This is a genomic window from Streptomyces sp. NPDC042100 (assembly GCF_055582325.1).
This window is the reverse complement of sequence record NZ_JBVJDK010000004.1, coordinates 50294-63924: the sequence shown is the minus strand read 5'-3', so window position 1 is coordinate 63924 and position 13631 is coordinate 50294. Positions and strand designations below refer to the sequence as shown.

The following is a 13631-nucleotide window of genomic DNA, read 5'->3' as shown; positions in this document are numbered from 1 at the left end:
GGTAGCGGCCCGTGGCCGCCCGGGAGCGGGATGTCGACAAGTCGCCCCGGCACGCGCGAGTGGTCCCGCATGCGCGAGTGGTCCCGCACGCCCGAACGGTCCCGCACGCGCGAGTGGTCCCCGCGCGTCCGGACGGCCCGGCGCGTCCGAACGGCCCTGGCACCTCCGAACTGCTCCGCGCGCCTGAACGGCCCAGCACGCCGGGCGGGACGCGCGGCCGGTCAGCAGGCTCGTGCCCATGCGCCTCGCCCTCCTCGCCGCCGCGGCCCTGCTCCTGCCCCTCGCCCCGCTGACCGAAGCCCCCGCCGGGGCCTCCGCCGGCGCCGCCGTGACCGCCGACGCCCCGCCCGCCCGCCGCACCGTCTCCGCCTGGCTCCCGTACTGGGATCAGGAGACCGCCTACCTCCAGGCCCTGCGCCACGCCGACCAGCTCCACACCGTGAGCCCCTTCTGGTACGAGGCGAAGCCCGACGGCACCGTCGGCGCCCACCCCGGGGCGGGGGAGCGGCTGGTCGTCGACGGGCTGCGCCGGGCCGGGATCCGGGTCGTGCCCACCGTCATGGAGTCGATGCCGCCCGGCGCGCTCGCCGCCCTCCTCACCGACCCGGCCCGGCGCGCCGCGCACGCCGACGCCCTCCTCGCCACCGCCGCCGAGGGCGGCTACGACGGGCTCGACCTCGACTACGAGACCATCGCCACCACCGGCGACGTCGCGTACCCGGCCGTACGCGACGGGTACGCCGCCCTCGTCACCGACGTCTGCGCCCGGCTGCGCGCCCGGGCCCGGAGCTGTGTCGTCACCGTCATGCCGAAGACCGCGACGAGCGGCCGGGTCTGGGACTACGCGGCCCTCGGCAAGGCCGCCGACCGGGTCAGGATCATGGGCTACAACCTGCACTGGGCGGGCGGCGCCCCGGGGCCGCTGGCGAGCACCGCCTGGTACGAGGAGGTGCTGCGCACCGCCACCTCGCTCGTCCCGGCCGACCGCCTCGAACTCGCCCTGCCCGCCTACGGCTGGGACTGGCGCGTCCGCCCCGACGGCACCCCGGCGGGGCGGGCCGCGCACGTCACGTGGAAGGAGGCCGAGGCCCTGCGGCGCGCCCGGAAGGCCCCGTACCGGCTGGACCCGGTCTCCGGCACCCCGTACTTCCGCTACGCGCGGGGCGCGGACACCCGGGAGGTCTGGTACCAGGACGCCCGGGGGGTCGCGGGGCACCTGCCGGTCCCGCGCCGGTACGGGGTGACGCACACCGCGCTGTGGGCGCTCGGCTTCGAGGACCCGGCCCTCTGGTCGGTGCTCGCCCAGGGCGCCCCGGCCCCCGCCGCCTGACATGCGGCTTTCGTACCCCCGTGCGAGCCTGGGAGGACGACGCACGACGGGAGGCACGACCGTGGGCAAGAAGCAGACACGGGTCAACAAGGGCGCCCGGACGGGCGGTCACGAGCACCGGGCGGCGGTCGCCGCGAAGGAGAGCCCGGCCTCGGCCGCCGGGGAGGCCCCGCGCCCCGTCCTCGACACCCCGTCCCACCGCAAGGAACGCAAGTTCGGGCACAACTGAGGGGCGCGCGACCGAGAGGTGCCGCACCGGGAACCGAGAGGTGCCGCTCCGAGGGGTGCGTGTACACGTCAGGGGTGGAGTGTGGATGATGAACCCCCGTCCACGCTCGCCCCGGGGGGAAACATGCTCGGCGCCGTCAAGAAGGACGAGACCTGCTGATCCCGGCCGCACCGCGCAGGCAGGCGCACGCGGGGCCCGGCACCCCATCGGTGCCGGGCCCCGCGCCGTACCCGGGACTACTGCCCGTCGCCCACCGCGATCTCCTGCGAACGCGGCGCCGGGACCGGGGCCTTGGCGTCGGGTGCCGCCTCCGGGCCCATCGTGGCGAGCAGCCGGCGGGCCACCCCCAGGCCCGTGCCGCCCATGGTCAGCGCCTTGGCGAACATGTCCGCCATGCCGTCCGCCCCGTTGAGCAGCACCATCTGGTCCACGTTGCCGAACGCCGAGGCACCCGCCTCCACGATCTCCGGCCACTTCTCGGCCAGTTGCTGCGCGACCACCGCCTCCTGGTTCTCCGCGAGCGCCGCCGCCCGCGCCTTGATCGCCTCGGCCTCCGCCAGACCCTTCGCCCGCGTCGCCTCGGCCACCGCCAGACCCCGCGCGTGCGCCGCCGCCGCGTCCGCCTCACCCGTCACCCGGGTGGCCGTCGCCGCCGCCGCGCTCGCCAGCTCGGTCTCCTTCGCCTCCGCCTCCGCCGCCGAGATGCGCGCGTCGCGCTCGGCCACGGCCAGCGTCCGCTTCTCGTACGCCAGCGCGTCGGCCGGCTTGCGCACCTCCGCCTGGAGCTGCTGCTCCTTGCGGTGTGCCTCCAGCTCGGCCACCCGGGTCTCCTGGACCACCACCTCCTGGCGCGCCGCCGCGTCCGCCAGCGGACCGGCCTGCCGCGCCTTCGCCGAGGCCTGGTCGCGCTCGGCCTGGTAGCCCGCCTGGAGGATCTCGCTGTCCCTGGTCGCCTCCGACATGCGCGCCGCGGCCTGCTGCTCCGCCTCGGTCGCCCGCCGGTTGGCCTCCGCCTGGGCGATCCGCGCGTCCCGCTGGACCGCGGCCGCGTGCGGCGCCGCCAGGTTCTTGATGTAGCCGGTCGGGTCCTCGATCTCGTGGATCTGCAGCGAGTCCACGATGAGGCCCAGCTTCTCCATCTCCGTGCCACAGGCCGAACGCGCCTGCCCGGTCAGCTTCTCACGGTCACGGATCATGTCCTCCACGGTCAACCCGCCGACGATGGCGCGGAGATGGCCGGCGAAGACGATGTGCACCCGCTCCGACATCAGCTTCTGCTGGTCGAGGAAGCGGCGGGCCGCGTTGGCGATCGACACGAAGTCGTCGCCCACCTTGAAGATCACCACGCCCCGCACCTTCAGCGGGATGCCCTGGTGGGTCACGCACTCCACCGAGAGCTGCGTCTCGTTGAGGTCGAGCGAGAGCTTGCGCACCGCCTGGACACCCGGCAGCACCAGCGTGCCGCGTCCCGTGACGATCCGGAAGCCCATCCCCTCGCCGAGGCCCTCCATCTTGTGGTTGGAACCGGAGATGATCAGCGCCTCGTTGGGTTCGGCGACGCGCCACATCAGTTTGAACAGAGCGATCAGAACGGCCAGCGCGCCGACGACGACGCCCGCCAGGATCCCGAGGCTCATGGGCAAGGTCCCCCTTCACCGGAGCCGTGCGGATCCGGTGAGGGGAGTGTGCGCCCGGCACCCGGGCCGATCAATGGATCGGTCAACTGTCGTACGCGGCTGTGACATAGACGGTGCGCGGCGGGAGATGTTCCATGACCATCACGACCGTCCCGGTCGCGATCCGCTCCCCGGGCACGGCCGGATGGGCGAGGAAGTGCTCGGCACCGCCCCGGATCCGGACGATCACCTCACCGACGAGACCGGGCCCCACGGTGCCGGTGACCCGGCCGAGCAAACCCACCATCGAAGCGTCGTCCATGAACAGAAGGTACGTCAGATCCAGCCGTCCAGGGCGGACATGAACCCGTCGAAGTCGTCCCGCTGGATCGTGTGCCCCGCCCCGGCCACGGTGCGGACCTCGAAGCCGCGCCCCGCGAGGTCCTCGGCCCGCTCCGGCGAGATCAGCATGCTCGGGTCGGCCAGCATCAGCAGCGAGGGCACCACCGGGCGCCGGGGCGCCAGGTCCTTCCCGGTGTACGGCACCAGGCCGTGCGCGGAGCGCTCGTCCCAGACGCGCACCGAGTCGACCTCGATGTCCAGGTCCTCCTCGGCCCAGCGCGGGTTGAACTCCCGTATGTGCTCCCGGGTCAGCGACTTGAGCTGGGTGAACAGCTCGGGCCGGTAGCCGTCCCGGCCCTCGGGCAGATACCAGGCCGGGTCCACGTACACCGCGCGGCGCGGGGCCAGCCGCTCCACCGCCGTCGCCAGGGTGAGGCCGCCGAGCGAGTGCCCGATCGCCAGCTCGGCCCCGCCGGGCAGGGTCTCGGCCAGGTCGTCGGCGTAGTCCTGCGGACCGTAGCCGGAAGGCCCCGCCGCGCGCCCGCTGGCGCCGTGGCCGCGCAGGTCGACGGCCACCACCCGGTAGCCGCGCGCGGCGAGTTCCGGGCCGACCCGCCGCCAGGTGCGGTGGTCGGCCATGATCCCGTGGACCAGGAGCGCGACGCGGTCGCCGGCTCCCCAGGTGGTGGTGTGCAACTGCACGGCGGATGCCTCTCTACGGGTGCGCGGAAGGTGCCTAGGGGGTGTCAGACACCCCCTAGCGCACGCTGCGGATCGGGCGCACGGCGAGCGCGCCGAGCACCGACAGTACGGCGGCGACCAGGAACAGCGTGGTGTATCCGCCACTGAGCGAGACGATCAGCGAGGCGACGAACGGGGCCACGATCTGCGGACCGGCGTTGGCGATGTTCAGCACGCCCATGTCGCGGGCGGCGTCCTCGGCCTTCGGCAGCACCATCGTGACCAGGGCGGTGTCCACCGCCATGTAGCAGCCGAAGCCGAGGCCGTTGACGACGGAGAAGACCAGCATCGCGGTCCAGCTCGCCGAGACGGCGGGGATGACCAGGGCGACGGCGGCCAGCGCGGCGGAGGCCCCGACGAAGAGCTTGCGCCGGTCGTAGCGGTCGGAGAGCCAGCCGCCGAGGACCGTGGAGACCACCATGGCAAGCGAGTTGAGCGGCATCAGGATCGCCACGGCCTCCTCGGCGCTGAGCCCGGCGGGCAGGTCCGTGTGGTCCTTGAGGATGTACAGCTGGAAGCCGGCGACCGCGAAGTAGCCGAGGACGAGCAGCGCGCGCCCGATGAACGCCCAGCGGAAGTCGTGGTTCTTCAGCGCGCTGCCGAAGGCCGCGATCTGCTGCCGGACCGGGAGCGGCGCCTTGGCGGGCATCCGCTCCTCGCGGGCGCAGGAGGTGAACAGCACGGCCGTCGCGGCGACGATCGCGCCGAAGACGAGGTAGCCGGTGCGGTAGTGCTCCGAGAAGGCGGCGCCGACGAGCGCGCCGATGGTGGAGCCGATCGGCATACCGAGGCCGACGGCGGCCGACGCCTTGCCGCGCGAGGCGAAGGGGACCCGGTCGGGCACCACCGAGGTGATGGCCGCCTGGTAGACGTTCATCACGGCCTGGCCGAGGCACCAGGCGATGGTCACCAGCAGGATCGTGTGCACGCTGCCCAGCAGGAACATCACCGGCAGGGCGAGCAGGCCGCCCGCGAGGATCCACGGGTTGCGGCGCCCCGAGCGGTCGGAGAGCGCGCCCGCCACCGGGTTGAAGATCGTCGCGAAGATCGCGGAGATGCCCGAGACCAGGCCGAAGTTGGCCACCTTGGAGGCCGGGTCGATGGCCTCGATCTGGAGCGCGAGCAGCATCCCGGGGACGCCGATGTAGAGCGCGTACATCGCCGTGTTGCCGGCGAGCAGCAGGGGCAGCAGCCCGCGCGTGGGCCGGGGTGATCCGGGGGAGGCGGCTCCTGCGGTGCCGGTTTCCGGAGAGGTTCCGGGGGAGGAAAGGGCCACGATGCCCTCCTGGTGAAGACGCCCGTGCGGGGGCGGGAGCGGAAAGAGAGAGTGGGGTGCCGCGCGTGGGTGGCGCGTAGGATGGTTACACGTGTCAGTGGCGCGTGTAACCCCTGTGTAGCACTCGAATCCGGCCATCCGCCAGACCTGAGTCCGGATCGTTCTGGAAAGATGCCGGATCGATGAGCCAGTCACCCAAGCAGTCCGCCGGACGCTCCGTCCCCACCAGCGCCGACGTGGCGCGCCTCGCGGGCGTCTCCCGGGCCACCGTCAGCTACGTCCTGAACAACACCGCCGCCGTGCGGATCAGCGAGCCCACCCGGCGCCGGGTCAAGGAGGCGGCCGAGGAGCTGGGCTACGTCCCGCACGCCGCCGCCCGCAGCCTGCGCGCCGGCCACAGCCGGATGGTCCTGCTGCCCACCGCCCACGTGCCGGTCGGCCCGCTGTACAGCCGCTTCTTCAACGAGCTCCAGTGGGCGCTGCGGCGCCTCGACTACACCGTGGTGCAGTACGGCAGCGTCGGCCTCGACCCGGACGAGGCGGCCCGGGCCTGGGCCGAGCTGCGCCCGGTCGCCGTGGTCTCGCTCGGCCAGGTCGAGCTGACCGCGCAGGGGGTCGGGCTGCTCAAGCGCTCCGGCGCGAAGGGCGTGATCACCGTCGGCCCGCAGCGGGTCGAGGGCACCCACGCGCTGGTCATGGACCAGGCCCAGGTCGGCCGCGCGGCCGGAGCCCATCTGGTCGAGCGCGGCTGCCGGGCGATCGGGGTCGTGATGCCCGAGGAGCCGGGCCTGGAGATGTTCTCGGTGCCGCGCCTGGAGGGCCTCCGGGCCGTCGCCGGGGCGGCGGGCGCGGAGGTCGTGCCGCTGCCGCTGCGGTACGAGGAGGAGCCCGCCGGCGCCCTCGCGGCACGCTGGCGCGAGCTGGGCCTGGACGGGGTGTTCGCGTACAACGACGAGTACGCGATGCTCCTGATGCGGGCGCTCCAGGACGCCGGGATCGGCGTGCCGGGGGAGACCGCCGTGGTCGGTTCGGACGACCTGGTCCTCGGCCGGCTGCTGAGGCCCCGGCTGAGCACCGTCCACCTCGACATGGTCAAGGGCCGCGAGCTCGCCGAACTCGTCGACCGGGTGGTCCGCGACCCGGACTCGGCGCCCGTCCGGCAGGAGCTGCTGGACGCCCGGGTGGTGCGGCGCGAGTCGAGCTGACCGCGGAGGGCCGTCCCTTCGGCCGGTGTCGGCGGCGCGGCCCGCCCCGGCGGCGGCGGAGGGCCCGGCGGCTTAGCGTCGGGGCATGAGCACTCAACCGAAGCGGTTCGAGATCCTGCTGGTGCCCGCGCACGTGGAGGACCGGGGCGGCGCCTCCGTGGCCGACAGCGCCGTCCGCTCGGCGGTCGTGGAGGCGACCGGCCGCACCGGCGAGTCCGGCTACCCGATCTACGAGGGGCACGGACTGGTCGCCGACGTCGACCCGGAGACGCGCACGGTGGAGGCCCTGCTGGTGGACGGCAGGGAGCTGGACTACGGCCTGACGGCGCTGATCAGGGGGCCCGGGACGGCCTGAGGGGGGTCCGCGCGGGCCCCGGGGGACGTTGACAGGACGCGTGCGCGGGCGGAGACTCGGGCCCGCGGGGATGAAGATTTCTTCACCAGGCGAACGGCGGGCGGGCGAGCCGCCCCCGTCCCCTTGTCGTTCCCCGCGCGCCGCCGCCCGTACCCGTGGTCCCGTGGGAGAGAAACCGATGAGCATCCGCGACGTCTACCTCGTCGACGCCGTCCGCACCCCGATCGGCAAGTTCGGCGGTGCCCTCTCCGCCGTCCGCCCGGACGACCTCGCGGCCCACGTCGTCAGGGCGCTCGTGGACCGCACCCCGGAGCTCGACCCGGCCAGGATCGACGACGTGTACTTCGGCGACGCCAACGGCGCGGGCGAGGACAACCGCGACGTGGCCCGGATGGCCGTCCTGCTCGCCGGACTGCCCACCTCCGTGCCCGGCGTCACCGTCAACCGCCTGTGCGGCTCCGGGATGGAGGCCGTCATCCAGGCCGCCCGCGCGGTCGCCCTCGGCGACGCCTCGGTCGTCGTCGCGGGTGGCGTCGAGTCCATGTCCCGCGCCCCCTGGGTGCTCCAGAAGCCGGAGCGCGCCTTCCCGGCCGGGCACCAGCAGCTGCACTCCACCACCCTCGGCTGGCGCATGACCAACCCGAGGATGCCCGCCGAGTGGACCGTCTCCCTCGGCGAGGGCGCCGAACTCGTCGCCGACAAGCACGCCCTCGGCCGCGAGGCCCAGGACGCCTTCGCGCTCGCCAGCCACCGCAAGGCCGCCGCCGCCTGGGCCGAGGGGCTCTACGACGGCGAGGTCGTCCCGTACCCCGGCGCCGAGCTCGCCCGGGACGAGTGCGTCCGCGAGAACGCCTCCGCCGAGGCCCTCGCCAGGCTCAAGCCCGCCTTCCGCCCCGACGGCGGCACCGTCACCGCGGGCAACGCCTCCCCGCTCAACGACGGCGCCGCCGCCCTGCTGATCGTCGACGAGGCGGGCCTGCGGGCCACCGGCCGCGAGCCGCTGGCCCGGATCCGCGCCTCCGCCGTCACCGGCGTCGAGCCGCAGCTCTTCGGGCTCGGCCCGGTGGAGGCCGTGCGCCGGGCCCTGGAGAAGGCGGGCCGGGGCTTCGGGGACCTCACCGCCTTCGAGCTGAACGAGGCCTTCGCCGCGCAGGCCCTCGGCTGCCTCGCCGAATGGCCGGAACTGGACCCCGCCGTGGTGAACCCGCGCGGCGGCGCCATCGCCCTCGGCCACCCGCTCGGTGCCTCCGGCGCCCGGCTCGCGGGCGCCGTCGCCCACCAGCTCGCCGCCGCCGGCTCCGGCACCGGCCTGGCCGCCCTCTGCATCGGCGTCGGCCAGGGCCTGGCGCTGGTCCTGGAGCGCTGACGGGGCGCTGACAGGGCACTGACGGGGCACACCCGCCCCGGACGCGCGGAAGGGGTGGCCCGGCGACGCCGGACCACCCCTCTCCCCGAGCGGGTCACCTCACCCCGAGCGGGTCACTGCTCCTGGCCGCCCTGGGCCTGCTGCTCCGCGATCGACTTGCGGACCTCGTCCATGTCCAGGCCGCGCGCCTGGCCGATCACGTCCTCCAGGGCCGCCTCCGGCAGCGCGCCCGGCTGCGCGAAGACCGCGACCTTGTCGCGGACGATCATCAGGGTCGGGATCGAACGGATCTCGAACGCCGCCGCGAGCTCCTGCTGCGCCTCGGTGTCGACCTTCGCGAAGACCAGGTCCTCGTGCCGCTCGGACGCCGCCTCGAAGACGGGGCCGAACTGACGGCAGGGGACGCACCAGGAAGCCCAGAAGTCGATGAGAACGAACTCGTTCTCGCTCACGATCTGGTCGAAGTTGTCCTTGGTGAGCTCGACAGTGCTCATGCTTCCTACCTCTCCGTGGCCGGCGTCCTTGGCGCGCCTTCCTCACGGTCCCCTCGGGACCCGCACCGCACAACGGCGTATCGAGCCGCGCTATTCCGCGCCACCGCCCGGCAGACTGTCAGTCATGACACGAGTGCCGGAGCACGAGAACGAGTACGCGTACGACGTGGTGGTCCTGGGCGCGGGCCCGGTCGGGGAGAACGTGGTCGACCGGGTGCGCGCCGCCGGGCTGAGCGCCGCGGTCGTGGAGGCCGAACTGGTCGGCGGGGAGTGCTCGTACTGGGCCTGCATGCCCAGCAAGGCCCTGCTGCGCCCGGCCATCGCCCGCTCCGAGGCCCGCGCGGTGCCCGGACTGCGCGGCCAGGTCCAGGGGCCGCTCGACGCGCGGGAGGTCCTGGCCCACCGGGACGCGGTCGTCGGGGACTGGAAGGACGACGGGCAGGTGGCGTGGGTGGAGTCCACCGGCGCCCGGCTCTTCCGGGGCCACGGGCGGCTCCTCGGGCCGCGCCGGGTCGAGGTGGCGGGCCCCGAGGGCGACCGCCGGGTGCTGACCGCGCGGCACGCCGTCGCCGTCTGCACCGGCAGCCGCGCGGTCCTGCCCGACCTGCCCGGACTCCACGGGGCCGGGGCCTGGACCAGCCGCGAGGCGACGAGCGCGGCCCGGGTGCCCGGCCGGCTCGTGGTCGTCGGCGGCGGCGTGGTCGGCGTCGAGATGGCGACCGCCTGGCAGGCACTGGGCGCCAAGGTGACGCTGCTGGTGCGCGGCGGGGGCGTGCTGCCCCGGATGGAGCCGTTCGTGGGCGAGCACGTCCTCGCCGCCCTGGTGGAGCGCGGCGCCGACGTGCGCACGGGCGCCGACGTCGCCGCGGTCGTCCGGGACGGGCACACCGGGCCCGTCACCGTCGTCCTGGAGGGCGGCGACCGGGTCGAGGGCGACGAGGTGCTGTTCGCGACCGGGCGGCGCCCTCGGACCGAGGACATCGGCCTGGAGACGGTCGGCCTGGAGCCCGGCGGCTGGCTGCCCGTCGACGACAGCCTGCGGGTGACCGGCCACGACTGGCTGTACGCCGTGGGGGACGTCAACCACCGGGCCCTGCTGACCCACCAGGGCAAGTACCAGGCGCGGATCGCGGGCGCCGCGATCGCCGCCCGGGCGGCCGGGGACGCCGCCGAACCCGGCGGCTGGGGCCCGTACGCCGCCACCGCCGACCACGCGGCCGTGCCCCAGGTGGTGTTCACCGACCCCGAGGCGGCCGCCGTCGGCCTGAGCCTCGCCGAGGCGGAGGCCGCCGGGCGGCGGGCCCGCGCGGTGGACGTGGACATGCGCGCGGTCGCCGGGGCGGGCCTGTACGCCGAGGGCTACCAGGGGCGGGCGCGGCTCGTCGTCGACGAGGACCGGGGCACCGTGCTCGGCGCCTCCTTCGTCGGCCAGGGCGTCGGCGAGCTCCTCCACGCGGTGACCGTCGCCGTCACCGGCGAGGTCCCGCTGGCGCGCCTGTGGCACGCCGTCCCCGCCTACCCGACCCTCAGCGAGGTCTGGCTGAGGCTCCTGGAGGCGTACCGGGACGGGGCGGACCCGACGTGAGCGTGAGCGGCGGCGGGGAGCACGTCAACGACTACGACGGCTCCTGCGCCCGCTGCGGCGGACCGGTCCCGGCGGGCGCCGGGGTGCTGCGGCACGAGGGCCGGGGCTGGCGGGTCTACCACCCGGCCCACGCCCCGGCCCCCGGCCCGCCGCCGCGCGGCGGGCACCCGGGGTGGCACCGCCGCCCGCTGCTCGCCCTGGACATCGGCACCACCGGCCACCGCCCGGCCGTCGACCGCGTGCGCTCCGCCTCCCTGCGGGGCGCGGACGGCACGGCCCGGGACTGGACCCTGGACCTCGGCCCCGCGCCGGAGGGCGGCTGGGGTCCGGCCGGGGGCGCGAGCGGTACGGGGCCGGGCGCGGCGGCCGGCGTCCCGGCGGACCCCGGCGCCGCGCCGCCCGCGCGGGCGCTGGAGGAGCTCGCCGGGCTGGTCGCCGGGCACCTCGCGGCCGGGGAGCCGCTGGTGGTGTGGTTCGCGCCGTACGTGCTGGGGACGCTCCACGCCGAGCTGCTGCGGCACGGCCTCGCGCCCCTGGCCGCGCGGCTGCCGGGCGGGGTGGCGCCGGTGTGCGACCCGCTCGTGCTCGACCGCCACGTCGACCGCCGCCGGCCCGGCGGACGCTCGCTGCGGGCCGTCGCCGCCTGGTACGGCGTACCGCATCCGGACCCCGGCGATCCGGCCTCGGACGCGGCGGCGGCGCTGGACCTGGCCGAGGAGATCGCGGCCCGCCACCCGTCCCTGGCGCGGCTGTCCCGGCCGGCCCTGCACACCGAACAGATCCTCTGGTACGCCGAGCAGACGGCCCGTCACCCCGACGCGCCCGACTGGCCGTTCAGTCCCGTGCCGCCCGAGCCGTGGGCGCCGCCTCCGGTGAACTGAGTTCTTACGACCGGGGGATGAGGAGCGCGGCCGCGGAGCGGGCCGTGTCGAGCGCGGTCCTGGGGTCCCGGCCCGACTCCTGGCCGAGGACCACCCGGGTGCTCAACCCGTCGAGCAGGGCGAGGAGTTCGGAGGCGCGGGCAGGTGCGTCCAGCGGGGCGAAGTGGCCGCGCTCGACCCCCTTCGCGAGCAGCGCCTCCAGGTCCTCCTGCCAGCTCGCGTCGAGCTCGCGCTGCGCCTCGCGCAGCTCGGGGTTGGCCGGGATGCGGGCCCATAGCTCGATCCACAGCGTCCAGCGCGGGTCGCGCGGCCCGCGCGGCAGGTAGAGGTCGAGGAACAGGTCGAGCCGCCGAGGCGCGGCGAGCCGGCGGCCGAGCAGCGCGCGCCGCTCCTCCGCCAGCGCCGCCTCGCTCCAGCGCAGCGCGGCGAGCAGCAGCAGGTCCTTGCTGCCGAAGTGGTACAGGATGTGGCCGCCGCTGGTTCCCAGGCGCTCGGCGAGCGCGGACATGGTGAGCGTCGCGAGCCCGTCCTCGGCGATGGCGGCCATGGCCTCCTCCAGCATCCGCTCCCGCGTGACGCTGCCGTCCCGCCGCCGTCCCGTCCGCGCCGCACCCGCCACCGCTCGCCGCCCCGTTTCCCTGGTCCTCGCCGTCCCGTGCCGTGTCCGGCGCGGTCGGATCGACCCTAACGGTTTTCCGCCGAGGTCTTGACGTGGCCGGATTCCATCCCACATCTTGAATGCCGTTCAAAGAGTTAGAACGACATTCAAGGTTTTCGAGCGTGAGTCCACGACAGGAGCGCAGCGTGCCCGGACACGACACGACGCCCGCGAGAGCGGGCCGGGACGAGGTCTTCCAGGTCGAAGGACACGGCATCGACCCCATCCCCGACAGCGAACGGCACGGCGGGGCGAAGGACCTCTTCTGGCTCTGGTTCGGCTCGAACCTCACCTTCACCTACGTCATCAACGGCGCCCTCGCCGTCACCTTCGGCCTCTCCTTCTGGCAGGCCACCGCCGTGATCGTGCTCGGCGGCCTCTCCTTCTTCGCCATCAGCGCCGCCGGACTCAGCGGCGTCCGCACCGGCACCGCCACCCTCGTCGTCTCCCGCGCCGCCTTCGGCGTCCGGGGCAACTGGCCCGCCGGACTGCTCAACTGGGTCGTCAGCATCGGCTACACGATCGTCAACACCGTCGTCGGCACCCTCGCCCTCGAAGCCTTCCTCGCCGACCTCGGCTGGACCGGCGGGCCGCTCCCGCGCGCCTTCGCGCTCGCCGTCACCCTCGCCCTGACCTTCGTCGTCGCCCTGTGGGGCCACGCCACCGTCCAGTGGGCCGAACGCCGGATGGCCTACGTCCTCGCCGCCGGCTTCGCCGTCCTCATCGCCCTCGTGCTGCCCGGCGCCGACACCGCCGCCCCGGCCACCGGACCCGGCGCCGCGAGCTGGAGCCTCGCCCTCGTCGTCATGTTCGCGGGCCCCTTCTCGTACGTCCCGATGCCCGCCGACTACACCCGCTACCTGCCCCGCACCACCAGCCTCAGGGCACTCACCTGGAGCGGCGGCCTCGGCGGGCTCCTCTCCTCCGTCGCCCTCGGCGTCGCGGGCGCCGCCGCCGCGACCCAGGCCGACATGACCGACGCGGTCGCCGGTGCGGAAGGGCTGCTGCCCGGCTGGTTCCGGCCGGTCTTCCTCGCCCTGGTCCTCGGCGGCTCCGTCACCAACTCGATCATCACCCTCTACTCCTCCAGCCTGAACCTCCAGGTCCTCGGCATCCCCTGGAGCCGGGCCGGGGCCATCCTCGTCAGCGCGGGTGTCACCGCGGCCGGCTCCCTCGGTGCGCTCTTCCTCGTCGACTTCACCACCTCCCTGCTCTCCTTCCTCTCCCTCCTGATCATCGTCTTCGCGCCCTGGGGCGGCGTCTTCCTCGCCGACATGGTGCTGCGCCGCTGCACCTACGACGCCGGGGCCCTGCACCGCACCGGGGACGGCCCCTACCGCTACCGCTCCGGCTGGCACCCCGCCGGACTCGCGGCCCTCCTCGCCGGAATGCTCTTCTCCGCCCTGACCTGCGACTCCGAGCTGTGGACCGGCCCCCTCGTCGCTCCGCTGGGCGGCGCCGACCTCACCCTCCTCGGCGCGGCCGTCTCCGCCCTCGTCTACGTCCTCCTGGCCCGCCGCACGGTGCGCCCCGCCTCCGCCTGACCGCCCCTC

Annotated in this window: 14 protein-coding genes; 8 read left to right on the top strand and 6 right to left on the bottom strand. The window is 74.9% G+C overall.

Translation table 11 applies throughout. From position 1 onward, the window contains the following. Positions 1 to 238: 238 nt before the first annotated feature. Both ACZ6J5_RS10215 and ACZ6J5_RS10210 read left to right on the top strand, forming a co-directional pair. Positions 239 to 1330 carry a glycosyl hydrolase family 18 protein gene (locus tag ACZ6J5_RS10215; RefSeq protein WP_469389726.1) on the top strand — a complete coding sequence of 364 codons (1092 nt, stop codon included), beginning with the start codon at positions 239 to 241 and terminating at the stop codon, positions 1328 to 1330. A gap of 61 nt (positions 1331 to 1391) precedes the next feature. Continuing rightward, positions 1392 to 1559, top strand: a complete 168-nt coding sequence (locus ACZ6J5_RS10210; protein WP_469389724.1) for a hypothetical protein — start codon at positions 1392 to 1394, stop codon at positions 1557 to 1559. 236 nt (positions 1560 to 1795) lie between these two features. Here ACZ6J5_RS10210 and ACZ6J5_RS10205 read toward each other — a convergent pair whose 3' ends face one another. The 4 genes from ACZ6J5_RS10205 to ACZ6J5_RS10190 all read right to left on the bottom strand — a co-directional run bounded on the left by ACZ6J5_RS10205 (position 1796) and on the right by ACZ6J5_RS10190 (position 5534). After that, a complete protein-coding gene (locus ACZ6J5_RS10205) occupies positions 1796 to 3196 on the bottom strand; it encodes a flotillin family protein (protein ID WP_469389722.1) in 1401 nt (466 codons plus the stop codon). Between the two features lie 82 nt (positions 3197 to 3278). Beyond that, complete coding sequence (locus ACZ6J5_RS10200; protein WP_469389720.1) at positions 3279 to 3497, bottom strand: hypothetical protein; 219 nt, start codon at positions 3495 to 3497, stop codon at positions 3279 to 3281. Positions 3498 to 3511: 14 nt separating this feature from the next. Continuing rightward, on the bottom strand, positions 3512 to 4219 hold the full coding sequence (locus ACZ6J5_RS10195) for an alpha/beta fold hydrolase (RefSeq protein WP_469389718.1): 708 nt from the start codon (positions 4217 to 4219) through the stop codon (positions 3512 to 3514). Between the two features lie 55 nt (positions 4220 to 4274). Beyond that, positions 4275 to 5534 (bottom strand): MFS transporter, encoded by a 1260-nt coding sequence (locus tag ACZ6J5_RS10190; protein WP_469389716.1) that lies wholly within the window; start codon positions 5532 to 5534, stop codon positions 4275 to 4277. A gap of 182 nt (positions 5535 to 5716) precedes the next feature. Here ACZ6J5_RS10190 and ACZ6J5_RS10185 point away from each other — a divergent pair, with 182 nt between their 5' ends. The 3 genes from ACZ6J5_RS10185 (at position 5717) to ACZ6J5_RS10175 (ending at position 8460) form a co-directional block, all read left to right on the top strand. Continuing rightward, positions 5717 to 6739, top strand: coding sequence for a LacI family DNA-binding transcriptional regulator (locus ACZ6J5_RS10185; RefSeq protein ID WP_469389714.1), 1023 nt, complete (start codon positions 5717 to 5719; stop codon positions 6737 to 6739). A gap of 85 nt (positions 6740 to 6824) precedes the next feature. Beyond that, positions 6825 to 7094 (top strand): hypothetical protein, encoded by a 270-nt coding sequence (locus tag ACZ6J5_RS10180; protein WP_469389712.1) that lies wholly within the window; start codon positions 6825 to 6827, stop codon positions 7092 to 7094. A 178-nt stretch (positions 7095 to 7272) separates the two neighbouring features. After that, positions 7273 to 8460, top strand: a complete 1188-nt coding sequence (locus tag ACZ6J5_RS10175; protein ID WP_469389711.1) for a thiolase family protein — start codon at positions 7273 to 7275, stop codon at positions 8458 to 8460. 113 nt (positions 8461 to 8573) lie between these two features. On the opposite strand, the gene trxA is transcribed toward ACZ6J5_RS10175, so the two are convergent. After that, the gene (gene trxA / locus ACZ6J5_RS10170; RefSeq protein WP_469389708.1) at positions 8574 to 8954 is read right to left on the bottom strand and encodes a thioredoxin; all 381 of its coding nucleotides are present in this window, start codon (positions 8952 to 8954) and stop codon (positions 8574 to 8576) included. 124 nt (positions 8955 to 9078) lie between these two features. Between trxA and ACZ6J5_RS10165 the strand changes: the two genes are divergently transcribed. Together ACZ6J5_RS10165 and ACZ6J5_RS10160 are read left to right on the top strand one after the other, a co-directional pair. Next, entirely contained in the window at positions 9079 to 10539 is a 1461-nt protein-coding gene (locus tag ACZ6J5_RS10165) for a dihydrolipoyl dehydrogenase family protein (RefSeq protein WP_469389706.1), read from the top strand. Beyond that, positions 10536 to 11420 (top strand): 3'-5' exonuclease family protein, encoded by an 885-nt coding sequence (locus ACZ6J5_RS10160; RefSeq protein ID WP_469389704.1) that lies wholly within the window; start codon positions 10536 to 10538, stop codon positions 11418 to 11420. Before ACZ6J5_RS10165 ends, ACZ6J5_RS10160 begins: the two co-directional genes overlap by 4 nt. A 4-nt stretch (positions 11421 to 11424) precedes the next feature. On the opposite strand, the gene ACZ6J5_RS10155 is transcribed toward ACZ6J5_RS10160, so the two are convergent. Beyond that, on the bottom strand, positions 11425 to 11982 hold the full coding sequence (locus ACZ6J5_RS10155) for a TetR/AcrR family transcriptional regulator (RefSeq protein ID WP_469390508.1): 558 nt from the start codon (positions 11980 to 11982) through the stop codon (positions 11425 to 11427). Positions 11983 to 12200: 218 nt separating this feature from the next. On the opposite strand from ACZ6J5_RS10155, the gene ACZ6J5_RS10150 reads away from it, so the two are divergent. Further along, positions 12201 to 13622: a purine-cytosine permease family protein gene (locus tag ACZ6J5_RS10150; protein WP_469389703.1), complete on the top strand. Its 1422-nt coding sequence runs from the start codon at positions 12201 to 12203 to the stop codon at positions 13620 to 13622. Positions 13623 to 13631 lie beyond the last annotated feature (9 nt).